17 protein-coding genes and 1 tRNA gene are annotated in these 20,724 nt (G+C 72.3%); 6 read left to right on the forward strand and 12 right to left on the reverse strand.

Annotation, left to right across the window (positions count from 1 at the left end):
• Positions 1-15: 15 nt before the first annotated feature.
• Together IH50_RS43440 and IH50_RS0101190 are read left to right on the forward strand one after the other, a co-directional pair.
• A complete protein-coding gene (locus IH50_RS43440; protein WP_420708987.1) occupies positions 16-543 on the forward strand; it encodes an alpha/beta hydrolase in 528 nt (175 codons plus the stop codon).
• Positions 443-949, forward strand: a complete 507-nt coding sequence (locus IH50_RS0101190) for a hypothetical protein (protein WP_420708980.1) — start codon at positions 443-445, stop codon at positions 947-949. The genes IH50_RS43440 and IH50_RS0101190 overlap by 101 nt, the downstream gene beginning before the upstream one ends.
• Before the next feature lie 241 nt (positions 950-1,190).
• On the opposite strand, the gene IH50_RS0101195 is transcribed toward IH50_RS0101190, so the two are convergent.
• The 4 genes from IH50_RS0101195 to sucC all read right to left on the reverse strand — a co-directional run bounded on the left by IH50_RS0101195 (position 1,191) and on the right by sucC (position 5,097).
• Positions 1,191-1,275: transfer RNA gene (locus IH50_RS0101195), tRNA-Leu, on the reverse strand.
• 148 nt (positions 1,276-1,423) lie between these two features.
• Positions 1,424-2,965 carry an aldehyde dehydrogenase family protein gene (locus IH50_RS0101200; RefSeq protein WP_030856264.1) on the reverse strand — a complete coding sequence of 514 codons (1,542 nt, stop codon included), beginning with the start codon at positions 2,963-2,965 and terminating at the stop codon, positions 1,424-1,426.
• Between the two features lie 102 nt (positions 2,966-3,067).
• The gene (sucD, locus tag IH50_RS0101205) at positions 3,068-3,952 is read right to left on the reverse strand and encodes a succinate--CoA ligase subunit alpha (RefSeq protein ID WP_030856265.1); all 885 of its coding nucleotides are present in this window, start codon (positions 3,950-3,952) and stop codon (positions 3,068-3,070) included.
• Positions 3,953-3,966: 14 nt separating this feature from the next.
• Complete coding sequence (sucC, locus tag IH50_RS0101210; protein WP_030856266.1) at positions 3,967-5,097, reverse strand: ADP-forming succinate--CoA ligase subunit beta; 1,131 nt, start codon at positions 5,095-5,097, stop codon at positions 3,967-3,969.
• 201 nt (positions 5,098-5,298) lie between these two features.
• On the opposite strand from sucC, the gene IH50_RS0101215 reads away from it, so the two are divergent.
• The 4 genes from IH50_RS0101215 to IH50_RS0101230 all read left to right on the forward strand — a co-directional run bounded on the left by IH50_RS0101215 (position 5,299) and on the right by IH50_RS0101230 (position 11,877).
• Entirely contained in the window at positions 5,299-6,981 is a 1,683-nt protein-coding gene (locus IH50_RS0101215; RefSeq protein ID WP_030856267.1) for a thiamine pyrophosphate-binding protein, read from the forward strand.
• Between the two features lie 11 nt (positions 6,982-6,992).
• Positions 6,993-8,225 carry a formyl-CoA transferase gene (gene frc, locus IH50_RS0101220; RefSeq protein WP_030856268.1) on the forward strand — a complete coding sequence of 411 codons (1,233 nt, stop codon included), beginning with the start codon at positions 6,993-6,995 and terminating at the stop codon, positions 8,223-8,225.
• Positions 8,226-8,229: 4 nt separating this feature from the next.
• Positions 8,230-10,374, forward strand: coding sequence for an acetate--CoA ligase family protein (locus IH50_RS0101225; RefSeq protein WP_030856269.1), 2,145 nt, complete (start codon positions 8,230-8,232; stop codon positions 10,372-10,374).
• 123 nt (positions 10,375-10,497) lie between these two features.
• A complete protein-coding gene (locus IH50_RS0101230) occupies positions 10,498-11,877 on the forward strand; it encodes an OFA family MFS transporter (RefSeq protein WP_030856270.1) in 1,380 nt (459 codons plus the stop codon).
• A gap of 79 nt (positions 11,878-11,956) precedes the next feature.
• On the opposite strand, the gene IH50_RS0101235 is transcribed toward IH50_RS0101230, so the two are convergent.
• From IH50_RS0101235 to IH50_RS0101270, 8 genes are all read right to left on the reverse strand, one after another.
• Positions 11,957-13,147 carry a sugar phosphate isomerase/epimerase family protein gene (locus IH50_RS0101235; RefSeq protein ID WP_030856272.1) on the reverse strand — a complete coding sequence of 397 codons (1,191 nt, stop codon included), beginning with the start codon at positions 13,145-13,147 and terminating at the stop codon, positions 11,957-11,959.
• A 115-nt stretch (positions 13,148-13,262) separates the two neighbouring features.
• On the reverse strand, positions 13,263-14,642 hold the full coding sequence (locus tag IH50_RS0101240; RefSeq protein WP_030856273.1) for a nucleotide pyrophosphatase/phosphodiesterase family protein: 1,380 nt from the start codon (positions 14,640-14,642) through the stop codon (positions 13,263-13,265).
• Positions 14,639-15,808: a metabolite traffic protein EboE gene (eboE, locus tag IH50_RS0101245; protein WP_030856275.1), complete on the reverse strand. Its 1,170-nt coding sequence runs from the start codon at positions 15,806-15,808 to the stop codon at positions 14,639-14,641. Before eboE ends, IH50_RS0101240 begins: the two co-directional genes overlap by 4 nt.
• A 3-nt stretch (positions 15,809-15,811) precedes the next feature.
• Complete coding sequence (locus IH50_RS0101250; RefSeq protein ID WP_030856277.1) at positions 15,812-16,702, reverse strand: TatD family hydrolase; 891 nt, start codon at positions 16,700-16,702, stop codon at positions 15,812-15,814.
• The gene (locus IH50_RS0101255) at positions 16,702-17,442 is read right to left on the reverse strand and encodes an EboA domain-containing protein (RefSeq protein WP_030856280.1); all 741 of its coding nucleotides are present in this window, start codon (positions 17,440-17,442) and stop codon (positions 16,702-16,704) included. Before IH50_RS0101255 ends, IH50_RS0101250 begins: the two co-directional genes overlap by 1 nt.
• On the reverse strand, positions 17,439-18,356 hold the full coding sequence (locus tag IH50_RS0101260; protein ID WP_030856282.1) for a sugar phosphate isomerase/epimerase family protein: 918 nt from the start codon (positions 18,354-18,356) through the stop codon (positions 17,439-17,441). Before IH50_RS0101260 ends, IH50_RS0101255 begins: the two co-directional genes overlap by 4 nt.
• A 119-nt stretch (positions 18,357-18,475) precedes the next feature.
• Positions 18,476-19,507: an SCO3242 family prenyltransferase gene (locus IH50_RS0101265; RefSeq protein ID WP_030856284.1), complete on the reverse strand. Its 1,032-nt coding sequence runs from the start codon at positions 19,505-19,507 to the stop codon at positions 18,476-18,478.
• A 50-nt stretch (positions 19,508-19,557) separates the two neighbouring features.
• Positions 19,558-20,721: an inositol-3-phosphate synthase gene (locus tag IH50_RS0101270; protein WP_030856286.1), complete on the reverse strand. Its 1,164-nt coding sequence runs from the start codon at positions 20,719-20,721 to the stop codon at positions 19,558-19,560.
• Positions 20,722-20,724 lie beyond the last annotated feature (3 nt).

Raw genomic sequence — 20,724 nt, forward strand, 5'->3', positions numbered from 1 at the left:
GACACCCGGCAGTTTATGGACGGCCTCGGCGCTTCCCGCTCCGGCCCCGGGGAACCGCACCGCGCCGCCATCGGCCACTCGTACGGCACCACCCTCATCGGAGCCGCCGCCAGGACCGGAACCCTCAGCGCCGACGACGTGATCTTCGCCGGAAGTCCCGGCGTCAAGGTCGGCCACGCCGACGAGATGAACGTCCCGAAGGGGCACGACGGCGTCGAAGAACCAGGCGCTGGTCGTGGTCGGCAAGTACGGCTACGTAACCACTCCCGGACAAGACGGCATGACGGTGTCGAGCGCCGTTCCACCGCCCACTCGACGAAGATCTTGGAATCCCATGTTCTACGGACCACGCCCCGTACCGGCCCCGCGCCGCCCGGGCGGCTTCCCCCGGACCCTGCCCCTGGCCCTCGTCCTGACCGGACTTCTCCTCAGCGGATGCGGCATGACCGACAAGGACGGCAACGACTCCCCCGGCAGCACCGCCGACGACTCCCAGGAGGCCCGTACGGGCCTTCCCGACGCGGGCACGGCGACGACCGATGATGCGGTCGCCGCCGTGAAGGACGTGTCCAGCGAGATCTACCGGTTCGCCGGCGTCCCCGGCAAGGCGTCCGAGCCCGGCCCCGGCGTCAAGGAGTGCGCGGGCAAGGACCCGGACACGTACTTCACCGTCTACCACCCCTGGAACTTCGCGCCGTCCAAGCCCGAAGACCTCGACGTGACGATGGAGAACCTGAAGAAGAGGCTGGACACGGGCGACTGGGTGACCAAGAAGCTGTACCACGACAACAGTCCCAACAAGGCGCTCAACCTGATCGCCGACAACGACGCGAAGAAGGTCAGCGTCTGGATCGTCCAATACTCCAAGGACGCGAAACCGAGCCTGGGGATCAACGTCACGTCCGGTTGCCACCAGGTGCCCGAAGGGGAAACGGTCGACCACTTCTGACACCGCGAGCGATGAGCGTCGCGGAGCGATGCGGTGTCCAGCGGACTCGCGGACGGGTTCTCCGGACGCACGCCGGTCCGGAGACCGACGCCGGCGCCCTGGGCGCAGCCCTGGCGCTGCTCCGCCGGTCCCGACGCCGAAGCGGTCCGCGGCGAAGCCCGGGATCACTGTCGGTCACGACAACGCGACGAGGACCGCGACCGTCAGGTCGAGGCCCTCGCATGCGTACTGCTGGATCGAGTGTCCGAGGGGGGACTTGAACCCCCACGCCCGATAAAGGGCACTAGCACCTCAAGCTAGCGCGTCTGCCATTCCGCCACCCGGACAAGGTGTCCGCCGCCTTCGCGGGGTTTCCCCCTCGCGGCGACATGGACAACCATACCAAGGTTTCGCAGCGCCTTTCACCTGCGTTTTCCGTGCCTCCGGGCGGTGGCGGTACGGGGTGCACGGTGTGTGTCCGGGCGGTCACACGGGTCAGGGCATGAGCTGGTACTCCGGGAAGTTGCCGGGCAGGCGCTCCCCGGCCGGGCCCCGGGTCACGGCGCGGACCAGGAGGTCGCCGCCGACGAACGCGCCGCGCCAGGACGCGCCGAAGCCGCCGAACAGTTCGTCGCGGTCGCCGCGGGAGCGCGGGACGCCGTGGCCGACCTTGAAGGCGCGGATGTGCGGGGCCAGCCGGTCGTAGGTGGACCGGTCGTCCGTGGAGAGCGTGGCCACCAGGGCGCCGTTGGACGCGTTCATGGCGACCAGCAGTTCCGCCTCCGTGTCGACCAGGACGATGGTGTCGACCGGGCCGAAGGGCTCCGCGTGGTGCAGCGGGGAGGAGGGGGGCGGGTTCAGCAGCGTGACCGGCTGGACGTACGCCGAGGTGTCCTGGCCGGGCAGGAAGCGGGCGTCGGACGGCGTGCCCCGGTGCAGCGGGACGGCGCCGCGGTCGACGGCCTCGGCGACCTGGTCGTGGAGCTCCTTCGCCTTGGCCGCGCTGATCACCGGCCCGAAGTCCAGCCGGGGGTGGGGGTCGGTGGGGTGTTCGACGGCGAGCGGGTGGCCGACCCGGAGCGTGCGCACGGCGGGGAGGTAGGCGGCCAGGAAGTCGTCGAAGAGCCGTCGCTGGACGACGAAGCGCGGGTAGGCCGTGCAGCGCTGCTTGCCGTAGTCGAAGAGCCCCGGGATCACCGCGCTCAGGGTGTCCCAGTCGGAGTGGTTCCAGATGCCCCAGGTGTTGAGTCCTTCCTGTTCGAGGATGTGCCGTTTGCCGAGGTCGGCGACGGCCGTGGCGACGGCGGCGCCGGTGTCGCGGCCGCCGACGAAGGAGACGCAGCCGATCTCGGGCGCCCGCACCAGCGCCTCGGACAGCTCGCCCCCGCTGCCGCTGACGAGGGTGACGGGTATCCCCTCACGGGCGGCGAGCGCCGAGGCCAGGGTGAGGCAGGCGACGCCGCCGTCGGTCGGGGTCTTGGCGATGACCGCGTTGCCCGCCAGTGCCTGTACCAGCACTGCGTGAACGAGCACGCTCATCGGGTAGTTCCAGCTCGCGATGTTGGAGACGGGTCCGTCGAGCGGGGAGCGGCCGGCGAGCATGCCGTCGATGCCGTCGACGTACCAGCGCACGCCGTCGACGGCGCGGTCGACGTCCGCCTGCGCGAGCCGCCAGGGCTTGCCGATCTCCCAGACCAGCAGCAGCGCGAGGAGTTCGCGGTGCTGGGTGAGGGCGTCGAGGGTGGCGGCGACGCGGGCTTTGCGCTCCGGCAGCGGGACGTGCCGCCAGGCGCGGTGCCGGTCGAGCGCGGCGCGCACGGCCTGCCGGGCGGTGGTGCGGTCCAGGCGCGGCGGGCCCGCGACGGGGCTGCCGTCGACGGGGCTGACGGCGGGCAGGGGCCGGCCGTCCGGCTGCCAGGCGGAGTCCCAGAGGTTGAGGACGCGGTCGTCCCGGAAGGCCTCGGGGGCGACGGTGAGGCAGCGCTGCCAGGCGTCGGTCCAGGAGGTGCCGGATTTGAGGGTGAGGGTGGGTGGCATGCGGTTCGCTCCGCTCTCGGTGCACGGTCGAGAGAAAGGGGGCTCCAGAAGGTTCCGGGAGGTTCCGGGAGGTTCCGGGAGGTTCCGGGAGGTTCCAGGGGGTCAGCCGTCGGCGTTCAGGACGGCGAGCACCTGACGGGCGGTCTCGGTGGGGGTGGCGCCGACCCTGACTCCGGCCGCCTCCAGTGCCTCCCGCTTCGCCCGCGCCGTACCGGACGAGCCGGAGACGATCGCGCCGGCGTGGCCCATGGTGCGGCCCTCGGGGGCGGTGAAACCGGCGATGTAGCCGACGACGGGCTTGGTGACGTGGTCGCGGATGTACGCCGCCGCGCGTTCCTCCGCGTCGCCGCCGATCTCCCCGATGAGGACGATCAGATCGGTGTCGGGGTCGTCCTGGAAGGCGGCGAGACAGTCGATGTGGGTGGTGCCCACGACGGGGTCCCCGCCGATGCCGACGCAGGTGGAGAAGCCGGTGTCGCGCAGCTCGTACATGAGCTGGTAGGTGAGCGTGCCGGACTTGGAGACCAGTCCGATGCGGCCCGGCTTGGTGATGTCGGCCGGGATGATGCCGGCGGTGGACTGGCCGGGGGTGATCAGGCCGGGGCAGTTGGGGCCGATGACGCGGGTGCCCTTGCGCCGGGCGTGGTCGAGGAAGGCGACGGAGTCGTGGACGGGGATGCCCTCGGTGATGACGACCGCGAGGCCGATGCCGGCGTCGGCGGCCTCGACGACGGCGTGCTTGGCGGAGGCGGGCGGTACGAAGACGACGGTGACGTCGGCTCCCGTCGCGTCCATGCCCTCGGCGACGGAGCCGAAGACGGGGACGGCACGGTCGTCGAAGTCGACGCCGCGGCCGGCCTTGCGGGGGTTCACCCCGCCGACGACGTTCGTGCCGGCGGCGAGCATCCGCCGGGTGTGCTTCATGCCCTCGCCGCCGGTCATGCCCTGGACGAGGACCTTGCTCTCCTTGGTGAGGTGGATCGCCATGTCGTCCGGTCTCCTCAGGGTGTGGTGGCGAGGTGGGCGGCCCGGCGCGCGGCGCCGTCCATGGTGGTGGCCTGTTCGACGAGGGGGTGCCGGCGCTCGTCGAGGACGGCCCGTCCCCGGGCCGCGTTGTTGCCGTCGAGCCGTACGACGAGCGGTTTGGTGAGCCGTACGGTGTCAAGGGCGCGGACGATGCCGTCGGCGACCGCGTCGCAGGCGGTGATGCCGCCGAAGACGTTGACGAGGACGGATCTCACGGACGGGTCGGAGAGGACGACCGACAGTCCGTCCGCCATGATCTGCGCGGAGGCGCCGCCGCCGATGTCGAGGAAGTTGGCGGGGCGGGCTCCGCAGCCGGCCACCACGTCGAGGGTGGACATGACGAGTCCGGCGCCGTTGCCGATGATGCCGACCTCGCCGTCGAGCCTGACGTAGTGGAGGCCCTTCGCGGCCGCCGCGGCCTCCAGCGGGTCGTGCCGGCCGTCGTCCCCGGCGTCCCGGCGGGCGTGGCGGAAGACGGCGTTGTCGTCGAGGGTGACCTTGCCGTCGAGTGCCATGATGCGGCCGTCGGTGGTGCGCACGAGCGGGTTGACCTCGACGAGCAGGGCGTCCTCGCGGACGAGGACGTCCCACAGCCGGACGAGGACGTCGACCGTCCGCGGCGGCAGTCCGGCCGCCTCGGCGATACGGGACGCCGTCGCCGGGGTGACCCCCTCGGCCGGGTCGACGGGGACGCGTGCGACGGCCTCGGGGCGGGTCGCGGCGACCTCCTCGATGTCCATGCCGCCCTCGGCGGAGGCGATGGCGAGGAAGCGGCCGGCGGCGCGGTCGAGGACGTAGGAGACGTAGAACTCCTCGGCGATGTCGACGGGCTGGGCCAGCATCACCGTGCCGACCGTGTGGCCCTTGATGTCCATGCCGAGGATCTGACGTGCCGTGAGTTCGGCGGCGGCCGGGTCGGCGGCGAGCTTGACGCCGCCCGCCTTGCCCCGTCCACCGGTCTTGACCTGCGCCTTGACGACGACCCGGCCGCCGAGCCGGCGCGCGATCTCGCGGGCCTGTTTGGGCGAGTCGGTGACCTCGGCCGGCGGCACCACGATGCCGTGTTCCGCGAAGAGTTCCCTTGCCTGGTGTTCGTACAGGTCCATCTCGGCTCCTGTCTGTGAAGTCGCCGGAAGGTCCGGAGAGGGGCCCGGAGGGCCTGGGGACCGGCGACCGAAAAGTGCCGCGCACCCCCTGGACACCACCCATCGGATGCGGGATAACAAGCTTCATACAGTATTCGTCGACTGTATGCAATGTACCGCGAGAGCGTTCCCCACCCCCTAGGAAGGGACAAGGACTTCGCCATGCCCGACGACACCCAGGACGTCATCTCAGGCGGTCATCTCGTCGCCAAGGCCCTCAAGGCCGAGGGCGTCGACCGCATCTACACGCTGTGCGGCGGCCACATCATCGACATCTACGACGGCTGCGTCGACGAGGGCATCGAGGTCGTCGACGTACGGCACGAACAGGTGGCCGCCCACGCCGCCGACGGCTACGCGCGCGTCACCGGCAAGCCCGGCTGCGCGGTCGTCACGGCCGGTCCGGGGACGACCGACGCCGTCACCGGGGTCGCCAACGCCTTCCGCGCGGAGTCCCCGATGCTGCTGATCGGGGGTCAGGGGGCGCTCACCCAGCACAAGATGGGGTCGCTGCAGGACCTGCCGCACGTCGACATGATGACCCCCATCACCAAGTTCGCGGCGGCGGTGCCCGACACGGCGCGGGCGGCGGACATGGTGTCGATGGCCTTCCGCGAGTGCTACCACGGCGCCCCCGGCCCCTCCTTCCTGGAGATCCCGCGCGACGTGCTGGACGCCAAGGTGCCGGTGTCCAAGGCGCGCGTGCCGCGGCAGGGCGCCTACCGGGCGTCGACCCGGTCGGCCGGCGACCCCGAGGCCGTCGAACGGCTGGCCGATCTGCTGGTGCACGCCGAGAAGCCGGCGATCCTGCTCGGCAGCCAGGTGTGGACCACCCGGGGCACCGAGGCGGCCATCGAGCTGGTGCGCACCCTCAACGTCCCCGCGTACATGAACGGCGCGGGGCGCGGCACGCTCCCGCCCGGCGACCCGCACCACTTCCAGCTCTCCCGCCGGTACGCCTTCTCGAACGCCGACGTCATCGTGATCGTCGGTACGCCCTTCGACTTCCGCATGGGCTACGGCAAGCGGCTCTCCCCCGACGCGACGGTCGTGCAGATCGACCTCGACTACCGCACGGTCGGCAAGAACCGCGACATCGACCTCGGCATCGTGGGCGACGCGGGGCTGGTGCTGAAGTCGGTGACCGAGGCGGCCTCCGGGCGGGTGAACGGGGGCGCGTCCAGGCGCAAGGAGTGGCTGGACGAGCTGCGGGCGGCCGAGCAGACCGCCCTGGAGAAGCGGCTGCCGCAGCTGAGGTCGGACGCCTCCCCCATCCACCCCTACCGGCTGGTCAGCGAGATCAACGACTTCCTCACCGAGGACTCGATCTACATCGGCGACGGCGGCGACATCGTCACCTTCTCCGGGCAGGTCGTGCAGCCCAAGTCGCCCGGGCACTGGATGGACCCGGGACCACTGGGCACCCTCGGCGTCGGCGTCCCCTTCGTGCTCGCCGCCAAGCAGGCGCGGCCCGACAAGGAGGTCGTCGCCCTCTTCGGCGACGGCGCCTTCTCCCTCACCGGCTGGGACTTCGAGACCCTGGTCCGCTACGACCTCCCCTTCGTCGGCATCGTCGGCAACAACTCCTCGATGAACCAGATCCGCTACGGCCAGGCCGTCAAGTACGGCAAGGAGCGCGAGCGGGTCGGCAACACCCTCGGCGACGTCCGGTACGACGAGTTCGCACGGATGCTGGGCGGCCACGGCGAGGAGGTCCGCGACCCCGCCGACATCGGCCCCGCGCTGCGCCGGGCCCGTGAGTCCGGCAAGCCGTCGCTGATCAACGTCTGGGTGGACCCCGACGCGTACGCCCCCGGAACCATGAACCAGACCATGTACAAGTGAGGTGCACGCCCATGACCCCCAAGGCACTTGAGGGCATCCGCGTCCTGGACATGACGCATGTCCAGTCCGGCCCCTCCGCGACCCAGCTGCTGGCCTGGCTCGGCGCGGACGTCGTCAAGCTGGAGGCGCCGACCGGCGACATCACGCGCAGGCAGCTGCGCGATCTGCCGGACGTCGACTCCCTCTACTTCACGATGCTCAACTGCAACAAACGCAGCATCACCCTCAACACCAAGACCGAGCGCGGCAAGGAGATCCTCACCGAACTGATCCGGCGCTCGGACGTCATGGTCGAGAACTTCGGGCCGGGCGCGATCGACCGGATGGGGTTCACCTGGGACCGCATCAAGGAGATCAATCCACGGATCGTCTACGCCTCCATCAAGGGGTTCGGGGACGGCCCGTACACCAACTTCAAGGCGTACGAGGTCGTCGCTCAGGCCATGGGCGGGTCGATGTCGACCACCGGTTTCGAGGACGGGCCGCCGCTGGCGACGGGGGCCCAGATCGGGGACTCGGGCACGGGTGTGCACGCGGTGGCCGGCATTCTCGCCGCCCTGTTCCAGCGGGAGCGCACCGGGCGCGGGCAGCGGGTGAACGTGGCCATGCAGCACGCGGTGCTCAACCTCTGCCGGGTGAAGCTGCGCGACCAGCAGCGCCTGAGCCATGGTCCACTCGCCGAATATCCCAACGACGACTTCGGCGACGAGGTTCCCCGGTCCGGGAACGCGTCCGGCGGCGGCCAGCCGGGGTGGGCGGTGAAGTGCGCGCCGGGCGGCCCGAACGACTACGTGTACGTCATCGTGCAGCCCGTCGGCTGGAAGCCGCTGAGCGAGCTCATCGGCCGGCCGGAGCTGGCCGACGACCCCGAGTGGGCGACGCCGGAGGCCCGGCTGCCGAAGCTGAACAAGATGTTCCAGCTCATCGAGGAGTGGTCCTCGACGCTGCCCAAGTGGGAGGTGCTGGAGCGGCTGAACGCGCACAACATCCCGTGCGGGCCGATCCTGTCCACCAGGGAGATCATCGAGGACGACTCGCTGGTCGCCAACGAGATGGTGGTGACCGTCCCGCACCCGGAGCGCGGCGAGTTCGTCACCGTGGGCAGCCCGCTGAAGCTGTCCGACTCCCCCGTCGAGGTGGTCGCCTCCCCGCTGCTCGGCGAGCACAACGAAGAGGTGTACGTCGGCGAACTCGGGCTCGTTGACGAGGAGTTGCGCCTGCTCAAGTCGAACGGGGTGATCTGACGTGATGGCGGAGGACCGGACGGCGAAGGTGCGGGCGCTGCTGGACTCGGTGCGTGCCGAGGGGCGCAGCGCGCTCACCGCGCCCGAGGGCAAGGTGATCGCCGACGCGTACGGGATCGCCGTACCCGGTGAGGAGCTGGCGACGGACGTCGACGAGGCCGTGGCGTGCGCGGCGCGGTTCGGCGGGCCCGTGGTGATGAAGATCGTGTCGCCGGACATCCTGCACAAGACCGACGCCGGCGGTGTGATCGTCGGTGTGGAGGGCGCCGCGGACGTACGGGCGGCGTTCTGCCGGATCGTCGAGAACGCCCGCGCGTACGCTCCCGGCGCCCGGATCGAGGGCGTGCAGGTGCAGGAGCTGCTGCCGAAGGGGCAGGAGGTCATCGTCGGCGCGGTCACCGATCCGACGTTCGGGAAGGTGGTGGCGTTCGGGCTCGGCGGGGTGCTCGTCGAGGTGCTCAAGGACGTCACGTTCCGGCTGGCGCCGGTGGACGCCGACGAGGCGCTGTCGATGCTGGACTCGATCCGGTCGGCGGAGATCCTGCGCGGGGTGCGCGGCCGGGCGGGCGTGGACCGGTGGGCCCTCGCCGAGCAGATCCGGCGGGTGTCGCACCTGGTGGCGGACTTCCCGGAGATCGCCGAGGTCGACCTCAACCCGGTGATCGCGACGGCGGACGGCGCGGTCGCCGCCGACATCCGCGTGATCCTCTCCACCGGGACGCCGAAGGAGCGGCGGCGCTACTCGCGCGAGGAGATCCTCGCCTCCATGCGGCGGCTGATGCGGCCGCGTTCGGTCGCGGTGATCGGGGCCTCCAACGAGGCCGGCAAGATCGGCAACTCGGTGATGCGCAACCTCGTCGACGGCGGCTTCGCCGGGGAGATCCATCCGGTGAACCCCAGGGCCGATGACATTCTCGGCCGCAAGGCGTACAAGAGTGTCACCGACGTTCCCGGTGAGGTGGATGTGGCGGTCTTCGCGATCCCCGCCCGGTTCGTGGCCTCGGCGCTGGAGGAGGTGGGACGCAAGCGGATCCCGAACGCCGTACTGATCCCCTCCGGGTTCGCGGAGACCGGTGAGCACGGGCTCCAGGAGGAGATCGTGGCGATCGCCGAGCGGCACGGCGTCCGGCTGCTCGGGCCCAACATCTACGGCTACTACTCGACCTGGCAGGACCTGTGCGCCACGTTCTGCACGCCCTACGACGTCAAGGGCGGCGTGGCGCTGACCAGCCAGTCGGGCGGCATCGGCATGGCCATCCTGGGATTCGCACGGACGACGAAGACCGGCGTGTCGGCGATCGTCGGGCTGGGCAACAAGTCGGACCTGGACGAGGACGACCTGCTGACCTGGTTCGGGGAGGACCCGCACACCGAGTGCATCGCGATGCACCTGGAGGACCTCAAGGACGGGCGCGCGTTCGTCGAGGCCGCGCGGGCGACCGTGCCGAGGAAACCGGTCGTGGTGCTGAAGGCGGGGCGCACGGCGGCGGGCGCGAAGGCCGCGGGCTCGCACACCGGCGCGCTGGCGGGCGACGACGCGGTGTACGACGACATCCTGCGGCAGGCCGGCGTCATCCGCGCGCCGGGGCTGAACGACATGCTGGAGTACGCGCGCGCGTTGCCGGTGCTGCCCGCCCCGAAGGGCGACAACGTGGTGATCATCACCGGGGCCGGCGGCAGCGGGGTGCTGCTGTCGGACGCGGTGACGGACAACGGGCTGTCGCTGATGGAGATCCCGGCCGACCTGGACGCGGCGTTCCGGGAGTTCATCCCGCCGTTCGGCGCCGCGGGCAACCCCGTGGACATCACCGGCGGGGAGCCGCCGTCGACGTACGAGGCGACGATCCGGCTGGGGCTGGAGGACCCGCGCATCCACGCGCTGGTGCTCGGCTACTGGCACACGATCGTCACTCCTCCCCTGGTGTTCGCCGAACTCACCGCGCGGGTGGTGGCGGAGTTCCGGGAGCGCGGGATCTCCAAGCCGGTGGTGGCGTCCCTCGCGGGCGACGTGGAGGTGGAGGAGGCCTGCCAGTACCTCTTCGAGCACGGGGTCGTGGCGTACCCGTACACCACCGAGAAGCCGGTGGCCGTGCTGGGCGCCAAGTACCGGTGGGCGCGGGCCGCGGGCCTGTTGGGGGGCGGTTCATGACGTGAGACGGCGAGGGGCCGGCCGGCGGGTGCGCGTCGGCCGGCCCCGGGGACCCACGCGCGCACGAAAGGCATGGGACAGGGGGCGCTGGCCAGAACTTTCGACGCTAGGGGTGCAATCGACATGACAACCACCGATGTCTCAAGGGTCGCCGCCTACCGGGAGGTGACCGACAGGAACGGACGCGTCTACCGCGTGGGCGAGTCCGACATCGACATCATGGGGCGCAAACGCAAGTGGATGGTGATCCTGCCCTGGATCGGCATGATGGGCATCTCCTCCGCCGAGTACGCGTTCGCATCCGCCGAGGACACGCTCCACGAGGCCCACCACTGGTCCAGCGGCAGCGTCTACTGGATGATGACGGCCTGGGTGTTCTGCCAGGCGGCGGTCGCCTTCCCGGCGGGGCGGCTGCGGGAGAGCGGCCGGCTGCCCGCGCGGTGGGCGATGATGCTGGGTTCGGTCGGCACGCTGCTGGGCTATCTGTCGCTGGCGTACGCGCCGCACGTCGCGCTCGCCTTCATCGGGTTCGGCGTGTTCAGCGGTATGGGCGCCGGCATGGTGTACGCGACCTGCGTCAACATGGTCGGCAAGTGGTATCCGGAGCGCCGGGGCGGCAAGACCGGCTTCGTCAACGGCGGCTTCGCCTACGGCTCGGTGCCGTTCGTCTTCATCTTCCACGGCTACATGGACACCTCCAACTTCCGCTGGGTGCTGGTCGCGGCGGGTGTCTTCCTCGCCGGGATCGTGGCGGTCGCCGGCTTCTACTTCCGGGACCCGCCGAAGAACTGGTGGCCGGCCGCCGTCGACCCGCTGAACCCGCCGGACGACCCGCGGGCCCGGCGTTCGCTGGAGAAGAACCCGCCGGCCGTCAAGCAGTACTCCCCGATGGAGGCGTGGAGGACCGGACGGGTGGCGCTGATGTGGTTCTGTCTCGCCTGCACCTCCGGCGTGAACATCTTCGGCATCGCCTTCCAGGTCGACATCGGTGAGGAGGCGGGCTTCGCGGCCGGCATCGTGGCCACCGCGATGTCGCTGAAGGCGATCGTCAACGGCACCGGGCGCGGTGTCATCGGCTGGCTCTCCGACCTGTACGGCCGCAAGAAGTGCCTGCTCTACGTGTGCGTCATCCTGGGCCTCGCCCAGTTCGGCATCATCTGGTCGGCCGAGCTCAAGAACCTGCCGCTGTTCCTGGTCTTCTCGGCCGTCTCCGGCTTCGGCGGCGGCGCCATCTTCCCGATGTTCGCGGCGCTGACGGCGGACTACTTCGGTGAGAACAACAACGCCACCAACTACGGGATGGTCTACAGCTCCAAGCTCGTCTCCGGTCTGGGCGCGGGCATGGGTTCCGTGGTCGTCGGCGCCTGGGGCTACAACGGCGCCTTCGGTCTGGCGGGCAGCATCTCGCTCTTCGCCGGGATCGTGGCGCTGTTCCTGCATCCGCCGGGACGCACCAAGGGCAAGCACGTCACGCCCAACCCGCGGCCGCTCGGCGAGGGCTGACCCGACGGAGCCTCCCCCCACACGGACCGGGCGGCCCCTCCCGCAGCGCGCGGGAAGGGCCGCCCGGCCTGTGTCCGGCTCAGTGGCGGCGCTTGCGCAGGGCCGCCATGTTGTCGTAGCTGATCTTGGCCTCGCGCAGCGACTGCGCGGGGTCGGTGGCGCTCGGGGAGTTGTCGTCCTCGACCATCGGGTTGTGGTAGTTCCGCTCACCGACCCGTGAGAAGAACGTCGTGTAGTCGATGACGCCGGTCCCGAAGGGCACCATGTCGTAGCCCATGCCGTTGGTGGTGCTGACGACGCCGTCCTTGGCGTGGAACAGCGGGTAGCGCTTGTTGTGGCGGACGACCAGGCCGGCCGGGTCGAAGACGTTCTTCCTGGTCGAGCCGTCGTGGGCGGTGTACGTGTGGAACTTGTACTGGGCGACGTGCGCCCAGAAGATGTCCATCTCCAGCCAGACGAGCCGGGGGTCGGTGATCTTCAGGAAGTACTCCAGCTTCCGGATGCCGGAGCTGCGGGTCGGCCGGCCCTGGTCGTCCAGCGGGCCGCCGTCGAGCAGGAAGCCGTAGGCGCTGTCGTGGTTGTGGGTGTAGAGCTTGATGCCCTCACGGCGGGCGATCTCCCCGAGGGCGTTCCACTTGTCGGCGGCCACGTCCCAGTCGGCGCGGTAGGAGCTGCCGGTGGGGTCGCCGCCGGTGCCCATGTGGTCCATGCCGAGGATGTTGGCGATCTCCAGGTGCTTCTTGAAGGTGTCCTTGTCCGCCGCGGTGAGCGGCCAGGAACCCGGGATGAAGCCGTGGTTGCCCTGGGCGCGCAGACCGTAGTCGTCGAGCCAGGAGCGCAGCAGCCTGGCGCCCTGGACCGACTCCAGGCTCGCGCCGCCCGGGGCGTTCGCGTGCTGGTTGTAGCCGGCGAACTCCACCTGGCGGTAGCCGTGGCGGGAGAGCTGCTTGAACACCTCGCGGAAGCCGGAGGGCAGATCGCTCGCGAGCGGGTCGCGGGCGGTGGCGTCACGGACGGTGTAGAGGATGATGCCGCGCTTGTGCGGCGGGACGAGCACCTGTCCGCGCCCGTGTCCGTGGTCGTGGTCGTGGTCTCTGTCCCGGCCGTGGGCCAGGGCGGGGGCGGCGCCGAAGACGGGCGCGGCGACGGCTCCGGCCGCCACGGCGGTGCAGGTGCTGAGGAAACGGCGCCGGTCCACACCGAGGGTGCGGCGCAGTCCCTCGTCGGGGGCGTCGGCTTCGGTGCGGGAGGGGTCGGAATACAGGGTCACGAGTGGCCTGCCTTCTCGGTCGTGGCCGGTTCCGGTCCCGCCGGGACCGGCCGTTGTCAGTGCCGTGTGTTTCACTCTCCGTAGTCGGATCTCGGGGGCCGTGCCGGGTGGTGCGTCAGCCGAGTCCGGCCAGTTCGAGCAGGAGTTGTTTCACATCGGTGGCCGCGACGCGGTCTCCGACAGCGCGGGGGGTGGAGCAGATGAGGAGCGGACCGTCGTCGTCGCTCGCGGGGAGGCGGCCGTGGCTGCCGCGAATAGGTGAGGGGTCCAGGGGCACGACCGCCATGCGGTAGCGCATGCCGAGTTTCTTGCGCGCCAGTGCGCCGGCCGCCTTGACCTTGGCGTAGGGGTCGAGGGGATCCATGAAGAGCTCGACCGGGTCGTAGCCGGGTTTGCGGTGGATCTCGACGAGCTGCGCGAAGTCGGGCGCGCGGTCGTCGTCGAGCCAGTAGTAGTACGTGAACCAGGCGTCGGGTTCGGCGACGGCGACGAGTTCGCCGGCGCGCGGGTGGTCGAGGTGGTGGGCCTTCTTGCCCTCGTCGTCGAGGAGCTGCTCGATGCCGGGCAGTCCGTCCAGGGCCGCGTGGGTGGCGTCGAGGTCCTCGGGGCGGCGCACGTAGACGTGGGCGAGCTGGTGGTCGGCGACCGCGAAGGCGCGGGAGGCCATCGGGTCGAGGTACTCCATGCCGTCCTGGGTGTGCACCTCGAGCAGGCCCGCGCGGCGCAGGGCGCGGTTGATGTCCACGGGCCGGTTCACACGGGTGATGCCGTACTCGGACAGGGCGACGACGGTACGGCCCTCGGCGCGGGCGTCGTCCAGCAGCGGGGCCAGGGCGGCGTCGAGGTCGGTGGCCGCCTTCAGGGAGCGCGGGTCGTCGGGGCCGAAGCGCTGCAGGTCGTAGTCGAGGTGAGGGAGGTAGCACAGGGTCAGGTCGGGGTGGCGGGTGCGCATGATGTGGCGGGTGGCGTCGATGATCCACTGGCTGGAAACCAGGTCGGCGCCGGGGCCCCAGAAGTGGAAGAGGGGGAAGGTGCCGAATTTCTCGGTGAGTTCGTCGTGCAGGGCGGGCGGCCGGGTGTAGCAGTCGGGTTCCTTGCGGCCGTCGGCGTAGTAGACGGGGCGGGGGGTGACGGTGATGTCGGTGTCGGCGCCCATGGCGTACCACCAGCAGATGTTGGCGACGGTGTAGCCGGGGTGGGCGCGGCGGGCGGCGTCCCAGAGCTTGTCGCCGGCGACGAGGCCGTTGTGCTGCCGCCACAGCAGTACGTCGCCGAGCTCGCGGAAGTACCAGCCGTTGCCGACGATGCCGTGCTCGGAGGGCATGGTGCCGGTGAGGAAGGTGGACTGGGCGGCGCAGGTGACGGCGGGCAGGACGGTGCCGAGCGGGGCGCGGGAGCCGGACCGGCCGAGCGTCTTGAGGTGGGGCATGTGGTCGAGGAGACGGGGGGTGAGGCCCACGACGTCGAGGACGAGCAGGGGGGTGGGGTCGGTCATGGGAGTTCCTTCAGGCCGAGGTCCGTCAGGAGGTCGCGGGCCAGGGTGAGTTCGGCGGCGATGCCGTCGGCGAGCTGGGTTCGGCCGCGGGGGCGCAGCTCGGGCGGGAGGGCCTGCCAGGTGTAGGTCTCGACCTCCAGGTGGCGGGTGAGCGGGTGCGGGCCGCCGACGAGCCGGGTCAGGACGGACTTCAGGACGGGCAGCGTGGAGGTGAGGGGCGCGGCGGGGGCCGCGTGCAGCGGGACGTGGAAGTGGGAGCGCCAGGGTGCCGCGTCGGGCAGGGCGTCGCCGGCCAGGGCCTCGTCGAGGTCGTCGGTGCCGCGCAGTCCGGCGAGGGTGGAGGTGCGGGTCTGGTGCAGGAAGCGGGGTTCGGCGAAGGCGGCGAGCGCCTCGCGGACCTCGGAGAGGTGGGGCTGTTCGGCGTGCAGGGCGGCGGAGAGCTGGGACTTGACCACGGGCACGCCGGCCCGGGTGAGGTCGTCCAGGGCGGTGTGCGGGTCTTCGAAGGAGGTGGCGAGGTGACAGGTGTCGACACAGATGCCGACGCGGTCGTGGGCGATCGCGGTGAGCGGGGCGATGGCGTCCCGAGTGGTCTCGACGACGCAGCCGGGTTCCGGTTCCAGGGCGACGCGGATGGAGCGTCCGGTCAGTTCCTGGAGGGCGTCGAGGCGTTCGGCGAGGGTGCGCAGGGCGGTGCGGGCCGTCTGCGCGCGCTGCTCGTCGTAGGCGGTGCGCCAGGCCAGCGGCAGGGTGGAGATGCTGCCGTCGGTGACGTCGTCGGGGAGGAGTCCGGCGAGGACGCGGGCCAGGGAGGTGGTGTGCTCCAGCCGCTCGGGGTCGGCCCAGTCCGGCTTGTAGACGCGGTACTTGACCTCCTCGGCGCCGAAGCCCTCGTAGGGGAAGCCGTTGAGGGTGACGACCTCCAGGCCGCGCCGGTCGAGTTCGCAGCGCAGTCCGCGCAGGGCGGCGGGGTCGGTGACGAGGGCGTGGGCGGCGTCCCTGGCGAGCCACAGGCCGATGCCGAGCCTGTCCCGGCCGAGGCGGCGGCGGACGGGTTCGCAGTGGTCGCGGAGCTGGGCGAGGACTCCGTCCAGGGTTTCGGCGGGGTGCACGTTGGTGCAGTAGGCGAGGTGGACGGTGGAGCCGTCGGGGTGGCGGAAGCGCATGGCTCACGCCTCCGTGGCGGGGGCGCCGGCCGGCTGTGGCTCGTCTCTCGGGGCGCCGCGCAGGATGGAGTTGCCCTCGTGGGTGGCGCCGGGGGCGTCGACGTCGAGGTTCAGGCGGCCGCTGAGGCCGTAGAAGGCGACGGGGTTGCGCCACAGCACCCGGTCGACGTCGTCCTCGGTGAAACCCTCGGCGAGCATCAGGTCGGCGACCTTGCGGGTCTTGAGAGGGTCGCTCCTGCCCCAGTCGGCGGCGGAGTTCACCAGGACCTGCTCGGGGCCGTAGGCGCGCAGGATGGCGACCATTCGTTCCTCGTCCATCTTGGTGTCGGGATAGACGGAGAAGCCGAGCCAGGCGCCGCTGTCCTTGGCCTCCTTGACGGTGGTCTCGTTGAGGTGGTCGACCAGGACGCGGTCGACGGGCAGGGCGGACTCGCGGACGACGTCCAGGGTGCGGCGCAGCCCGGCGAGCTTGTCGCGGTGCGGGGTGTGCACCAGCGCGGGCAGGCCGTGGTCGGCGGCGAGCTGGAGCTGGGCGGCGAGGGCGGTGTCCTCGGCGGGGGTCATGGAGTCGTAGCCGATCTCGCCGACGGCCACCACGTTGTCCTTGACGAGATACCGGGGCAGCGCGTCGAGGACGGGCGTGCAGCGCGGGTCGTTGGCCTCCTTGGGGTTGAGGGCGAGCGTGCAGTGGTGGGCGATGCCGTACTGGGCGGCGCGGAAGGGCTCCCAGCCGAGGAGGGCGTCGAAGTAGTCGAGGAAGGAGGCCGGGGAGGTGCGGGGCTGGCCGAGCCAGAAGGAGGGCTCGACGACGGCGCGGACGCCCGCGGCGTACATGGCCTCGTAGTCGTCGGTGGTGCGCGACGTCATGTGGATGTGGGGGTCGAAGATACGCATCAGGACTCCTTGCCGTGGGGGTCGTCCGTGCCGTGCGGCGGGGTGGCGGGGGCGGACTCGGTCAGGGCCAGGACGCGGTGCAGGTCCTCGGGGACGGTGCGGCCGGCGGCGGTGCGTTCCGCGGCGTAGTCGCCGAGCATGCGGGCGAGTTCGCCGTCGCCCCGGGCGCGCCGGTCCAGGTCCGCCACGTGGTCCAGGCCGACACCGGTGAACAGGCACTTCAGGACCGCGTGCCGCCAGGCGTGGGCGTCGAGGTGCCGGGCGGCGTAGGGGCCGAGGGCGGCGGCGACGAGCCGGGTGTCGTTGGTGCGCAGGGCGTCCTCGACGAGCGGGAGGGCGGCGGGGCCGTCGGGCACGAGGTGCGGCAGGGCGTGCAGGACGGCGCGGCGTTCGTCGGCGGTGCCCTGGAAGTAGACCCGGGTCAGGGCGTCGGTGTCGGCGTGGGCCGCGTGCAGGATGAGGACGCGGGCGGCGTCGGCGTGGGCGGGACCGCAGCGGCGGCCGGCCTCGGCCAGGCGCAGCTCCCACACGGAGATGGGCCCGTGGGTGCCGGGGTGGGCGGCGGCCTCGTCCAGGGCCTGGTCGAGCCAGGCGCGGGCGGCTCCGCCCAGCCGGCCGGCGAGGTGGCGGCGCAGTTCGGCGGGCGGGGTGAGGGCGGGGGTGGTGCCGTCACCGGGGGTCGCCGGTCCGCCGGTGGTGTCTGCCTCCGGGGTGGCCGGCGTGACATGGGGGCGGGTCATGGGGTTCTGCTCCCTTCGGGGGTGGCGGAGGGATCGCCGTGCGGCGGGACGGGGACGGAAGGCGCGGCGTGACGGAGGAACGGGAGGGAGCGGGCGGCGAAGTGCGGGCCGGCGTGGGAGTGGCGGGGCAGTTCGACGACCGTCAGGCCCTGGTAGCCGGTGGCGGCGAGGGCCTCGAGGACGGGCGGGAAGTCGATCTCGCCGTCACCGAAGGGGAGGTGCTCGTGGACGCCCCGGCGCATGTCCTCGATCTGGACGTGGCGCAGCCAGGGGGCGGCCTCGCGGACGCAGTCGGCGGGCGGGAGGGGTTCGAGGCACTGGCAGTGGCCGAGGTCCAGGGTGAGGCCGAGGGGCTCGGGATCGCCGAGCGTGCGGCGCAGGTGGTGGAAGTCGGCGAGGGTGGCGAGGAGGTGGCCGGGTTCGGGTTCGACGGCGAGCGGGACGCCGGCGCCGGCGGCGGCGTCCAGGACGGGGGCGAGGGTCTCGGCGAGGCGTTTCCAGGCGGTGTCCTCGTCGGTGCCGTCGGGGACGATGCCGCTGAAGCAGTGCACGGCGTGCGCGCCGAGATCGGCGGCGACGCGGACGGCGCGCAGGAGGAGGTCGACGCGGCGGGCGCGGTCGTCCGGGTCGGGGTCCAGCAGCGAGGGGCCGTGTTTGCGGCGGGGGTCGAGCACATAGCGGGCGCCGGTCTCCACGGTCACGCCGAGCCCGAGCGCGTCGAGGCGGTGCGCGACCTTACGGGTGCGGGCGGCGAGGTCCGGGGTGAGCGGATCGAGGTGCATGTGGTCGAGGGTCAGGCCCACGCCGTCGTAGCCGAGGTCGGCGAGGAGGGCGAGGGCGTCGTCGAGGCGGAGGTCGGTGAGGCCGTTGGTGCCGTAGCCGAAGCGGAGGGGAGTGCGGGCGTGCCCGCTCATGTCACGGGCCGGGCCCGCGCCCGCGCCCCGGCTCGCCTCCGAGGCCGGGGGCGGAGCCGGGGCCGGGGCACGACGGTCCCCGGTGGCGTCCTGGGGCGCGCCCTGGTTCGGGTTCGGGCTCACGTGATGCTCACCTTCCTCATGCCGGCCCTCCTCGCGAACATCCGGCCGGCCGGGGCCAGGGCCGCGACCAGGAGGGAGGTGGCGGTCGCGCCGGAGCGGGCGGCGAGGGCGGCCTGGAGCGGGATGGTCGCGCGGATGCCGCCGCCGACCGCCCGTTGGGTGAGCGGGGGTGACGGGTTGAGCGCGGCGTGGACGTAGGGGCGGGCGGCCGTGGCGGCGTAGGCGGCGCCCAGGGCTGTGGCGAGGGCGCCGGCGGTCCCGGGCGGGCGCGCGGCGGGGCTGGAGCCCGGCAGGCCGGGGGCGGCTGCTGCCCGCCGGCCTGCCGGGAGTCGGGTGCGGCGGTGGGTGACCAGCCGGGTCAGTACCCCCGTCGTCGCGAGGGCCGCCAGCGGGGCCAGGGCCGAGCCGCCGGTGGTCTCCCGGCGGGAGACGGCCGTGACCGCGAGGGTGTGGCTGCCGAGCAGCGCGGCGGAGGGCAGGGCGGCGCGGGTGCCGCCGCCGGTGGCCGCGGCGCCCAGGAGCAGGTCGAGTCCGCGGGCGGCGGCCATGGCCACGGGGCCCGCGGGTGTGTGCTTCAGGGCGAGGTCGTAGGCCCAGACGGTCGCCGCCAGGGGCGCGGCCACCGCGAGGGCGGGGCGTCCCGCGCCGGTGGCGAGCGCGAGTCCGGCGCCGGTGAGGGCACCGGCGGCGGTGAGGGCGGCGGCCGGGCGGATGCGGCCGGACGGCAGGGGGCGGTGCGGGCGCTCCACGGCGTCCTCGGCGCGGTCCGCCCAGTCGTTCAGGGCCATGCCGGCCTCGTACAGGCACAGGGAGGATCCGATGGCGAGCAGGGTGCGGGGCCCGGGGCGCACACCGGCCGCCGCGGCGCCGGCCAGGGCGTCACCGGGGACGGTGAACAGCGCGGGCAGGCGCAGCAGTTCCGCCCACGCGGCCGCGCGGCCGCCCCGTGCGTGGGCCGTCGGGGTGCCGTGCGGGTCCGATGTGGCTGATCGCGCAGTTCCCCGCGCCCCTGGGGAGTCGACCTGCACCGGGCCGCCTCCCGCAGGTTCGCTCCGTGCGGGGCCGTCGTGGGTGTCGGTCATCGGTGGGCCTCGGGGGCGGGGGCGGTGTCGCGCAGGCGGGCGGTGAAGTGCACGAGGTCCCTGTACTGCTCGGCCAGGGAGGACGGGCCGTCGCCGACCGGGTCCTTGAAGTAGAAGCCCAACTCGCTCAGCGGGCCGGTCAGGCCCTTCTGCCGGGCGCGGACGGTCAGTCGGGCCAGGTCGAGGACGAGGGGGGCGGCGAGGGAGGAGTCGCAGCCCTGCCAGGTGGTCTGGAGGATCATGCGGGCGCCGAGGAAGCCGTCGAAGGCGATGTGGTCCCAGGCGGTCTTCCAGTCGCCGAGGGCCGGTACGTCGTCGATGTGGACCTCGCCCTCGGGGACGGTGCCGAGGGTGTCGGCGAGGACGCGTTCCTTGCCGGCGTTCTTCGCGGCGGCGGCAGCGGGGTCGGCGAGGGCGGCGCCGTCGCCGCCGCCGAGCAGGTTGGTGCCGGACCAGGCGCGCACGGCGAGGGCGCGCTGGAGGAACATCGGGCCGAGCACGGAGCGCAGCAGGGTCTGCCCGGTCTTGCCGTCGCGGCCCGCGTACGGCAGGCCGGAGGAGGCGGCGAGTTCGGCGAGCGCCGGGTGGTGCAGTCCCGTGGAGGGGGTGAAGTTGACGTAGGGGCAGCCGGCGCGCAGGGCAGCCGCCGCGTAGAGGGAGCTGGGCGGCAGAGTGCCGTCGGTGGGGGCCGGTTCGGTGGAGGCGACGTTGATGACGACGGCGCCCGCGAGGTCCTGGCGGCGCACGAAGTCGCGGATGTCGGACGCGAAGACGTCGATCCACTCGTCCTGGGTGCGGCCGGTGTCGCCGGGCGGGGGGCCGCCGGGCTTGATCTCCCGGTCGGCGGCGACGAGTTCGGCGTGCACGGCGGACGGCAGGCCGTGCGGCAGGACACCGCCGTCGGCGAGGTGCTCGGCGCGCTTGGGCAGCGGGCAGTCGACGGTGTCGTGACCGCCGAAGACGAGGGACGACAGCGAGGGCAGACCGCAGGTGGTGAAGGGGGCGGTCTCGGTGACCATGCCGGTCGGCGGGTGAAGACCCGCGGCGACGGCGGCGCAGCCCGCGATCGCGGTCGTGGCGACGGAGCCGCGTGCGCCGATCAGCCAGACGCCGAAGCGGGGGGCCGGGGAGGGGGTGGGGAGGGACGGTTCGGCGGACATGGG

Origin of the sequence: Streptomyces sp. NRRL S-37 (assembly GCF_000721605.1) — a bacterium.
Taxonomy (GTDB): domain Bacteria; phylum Actinomycetota; class Actinomycetes; order Streptomycetales; family Streptomycetaceae; genus Streptomyces.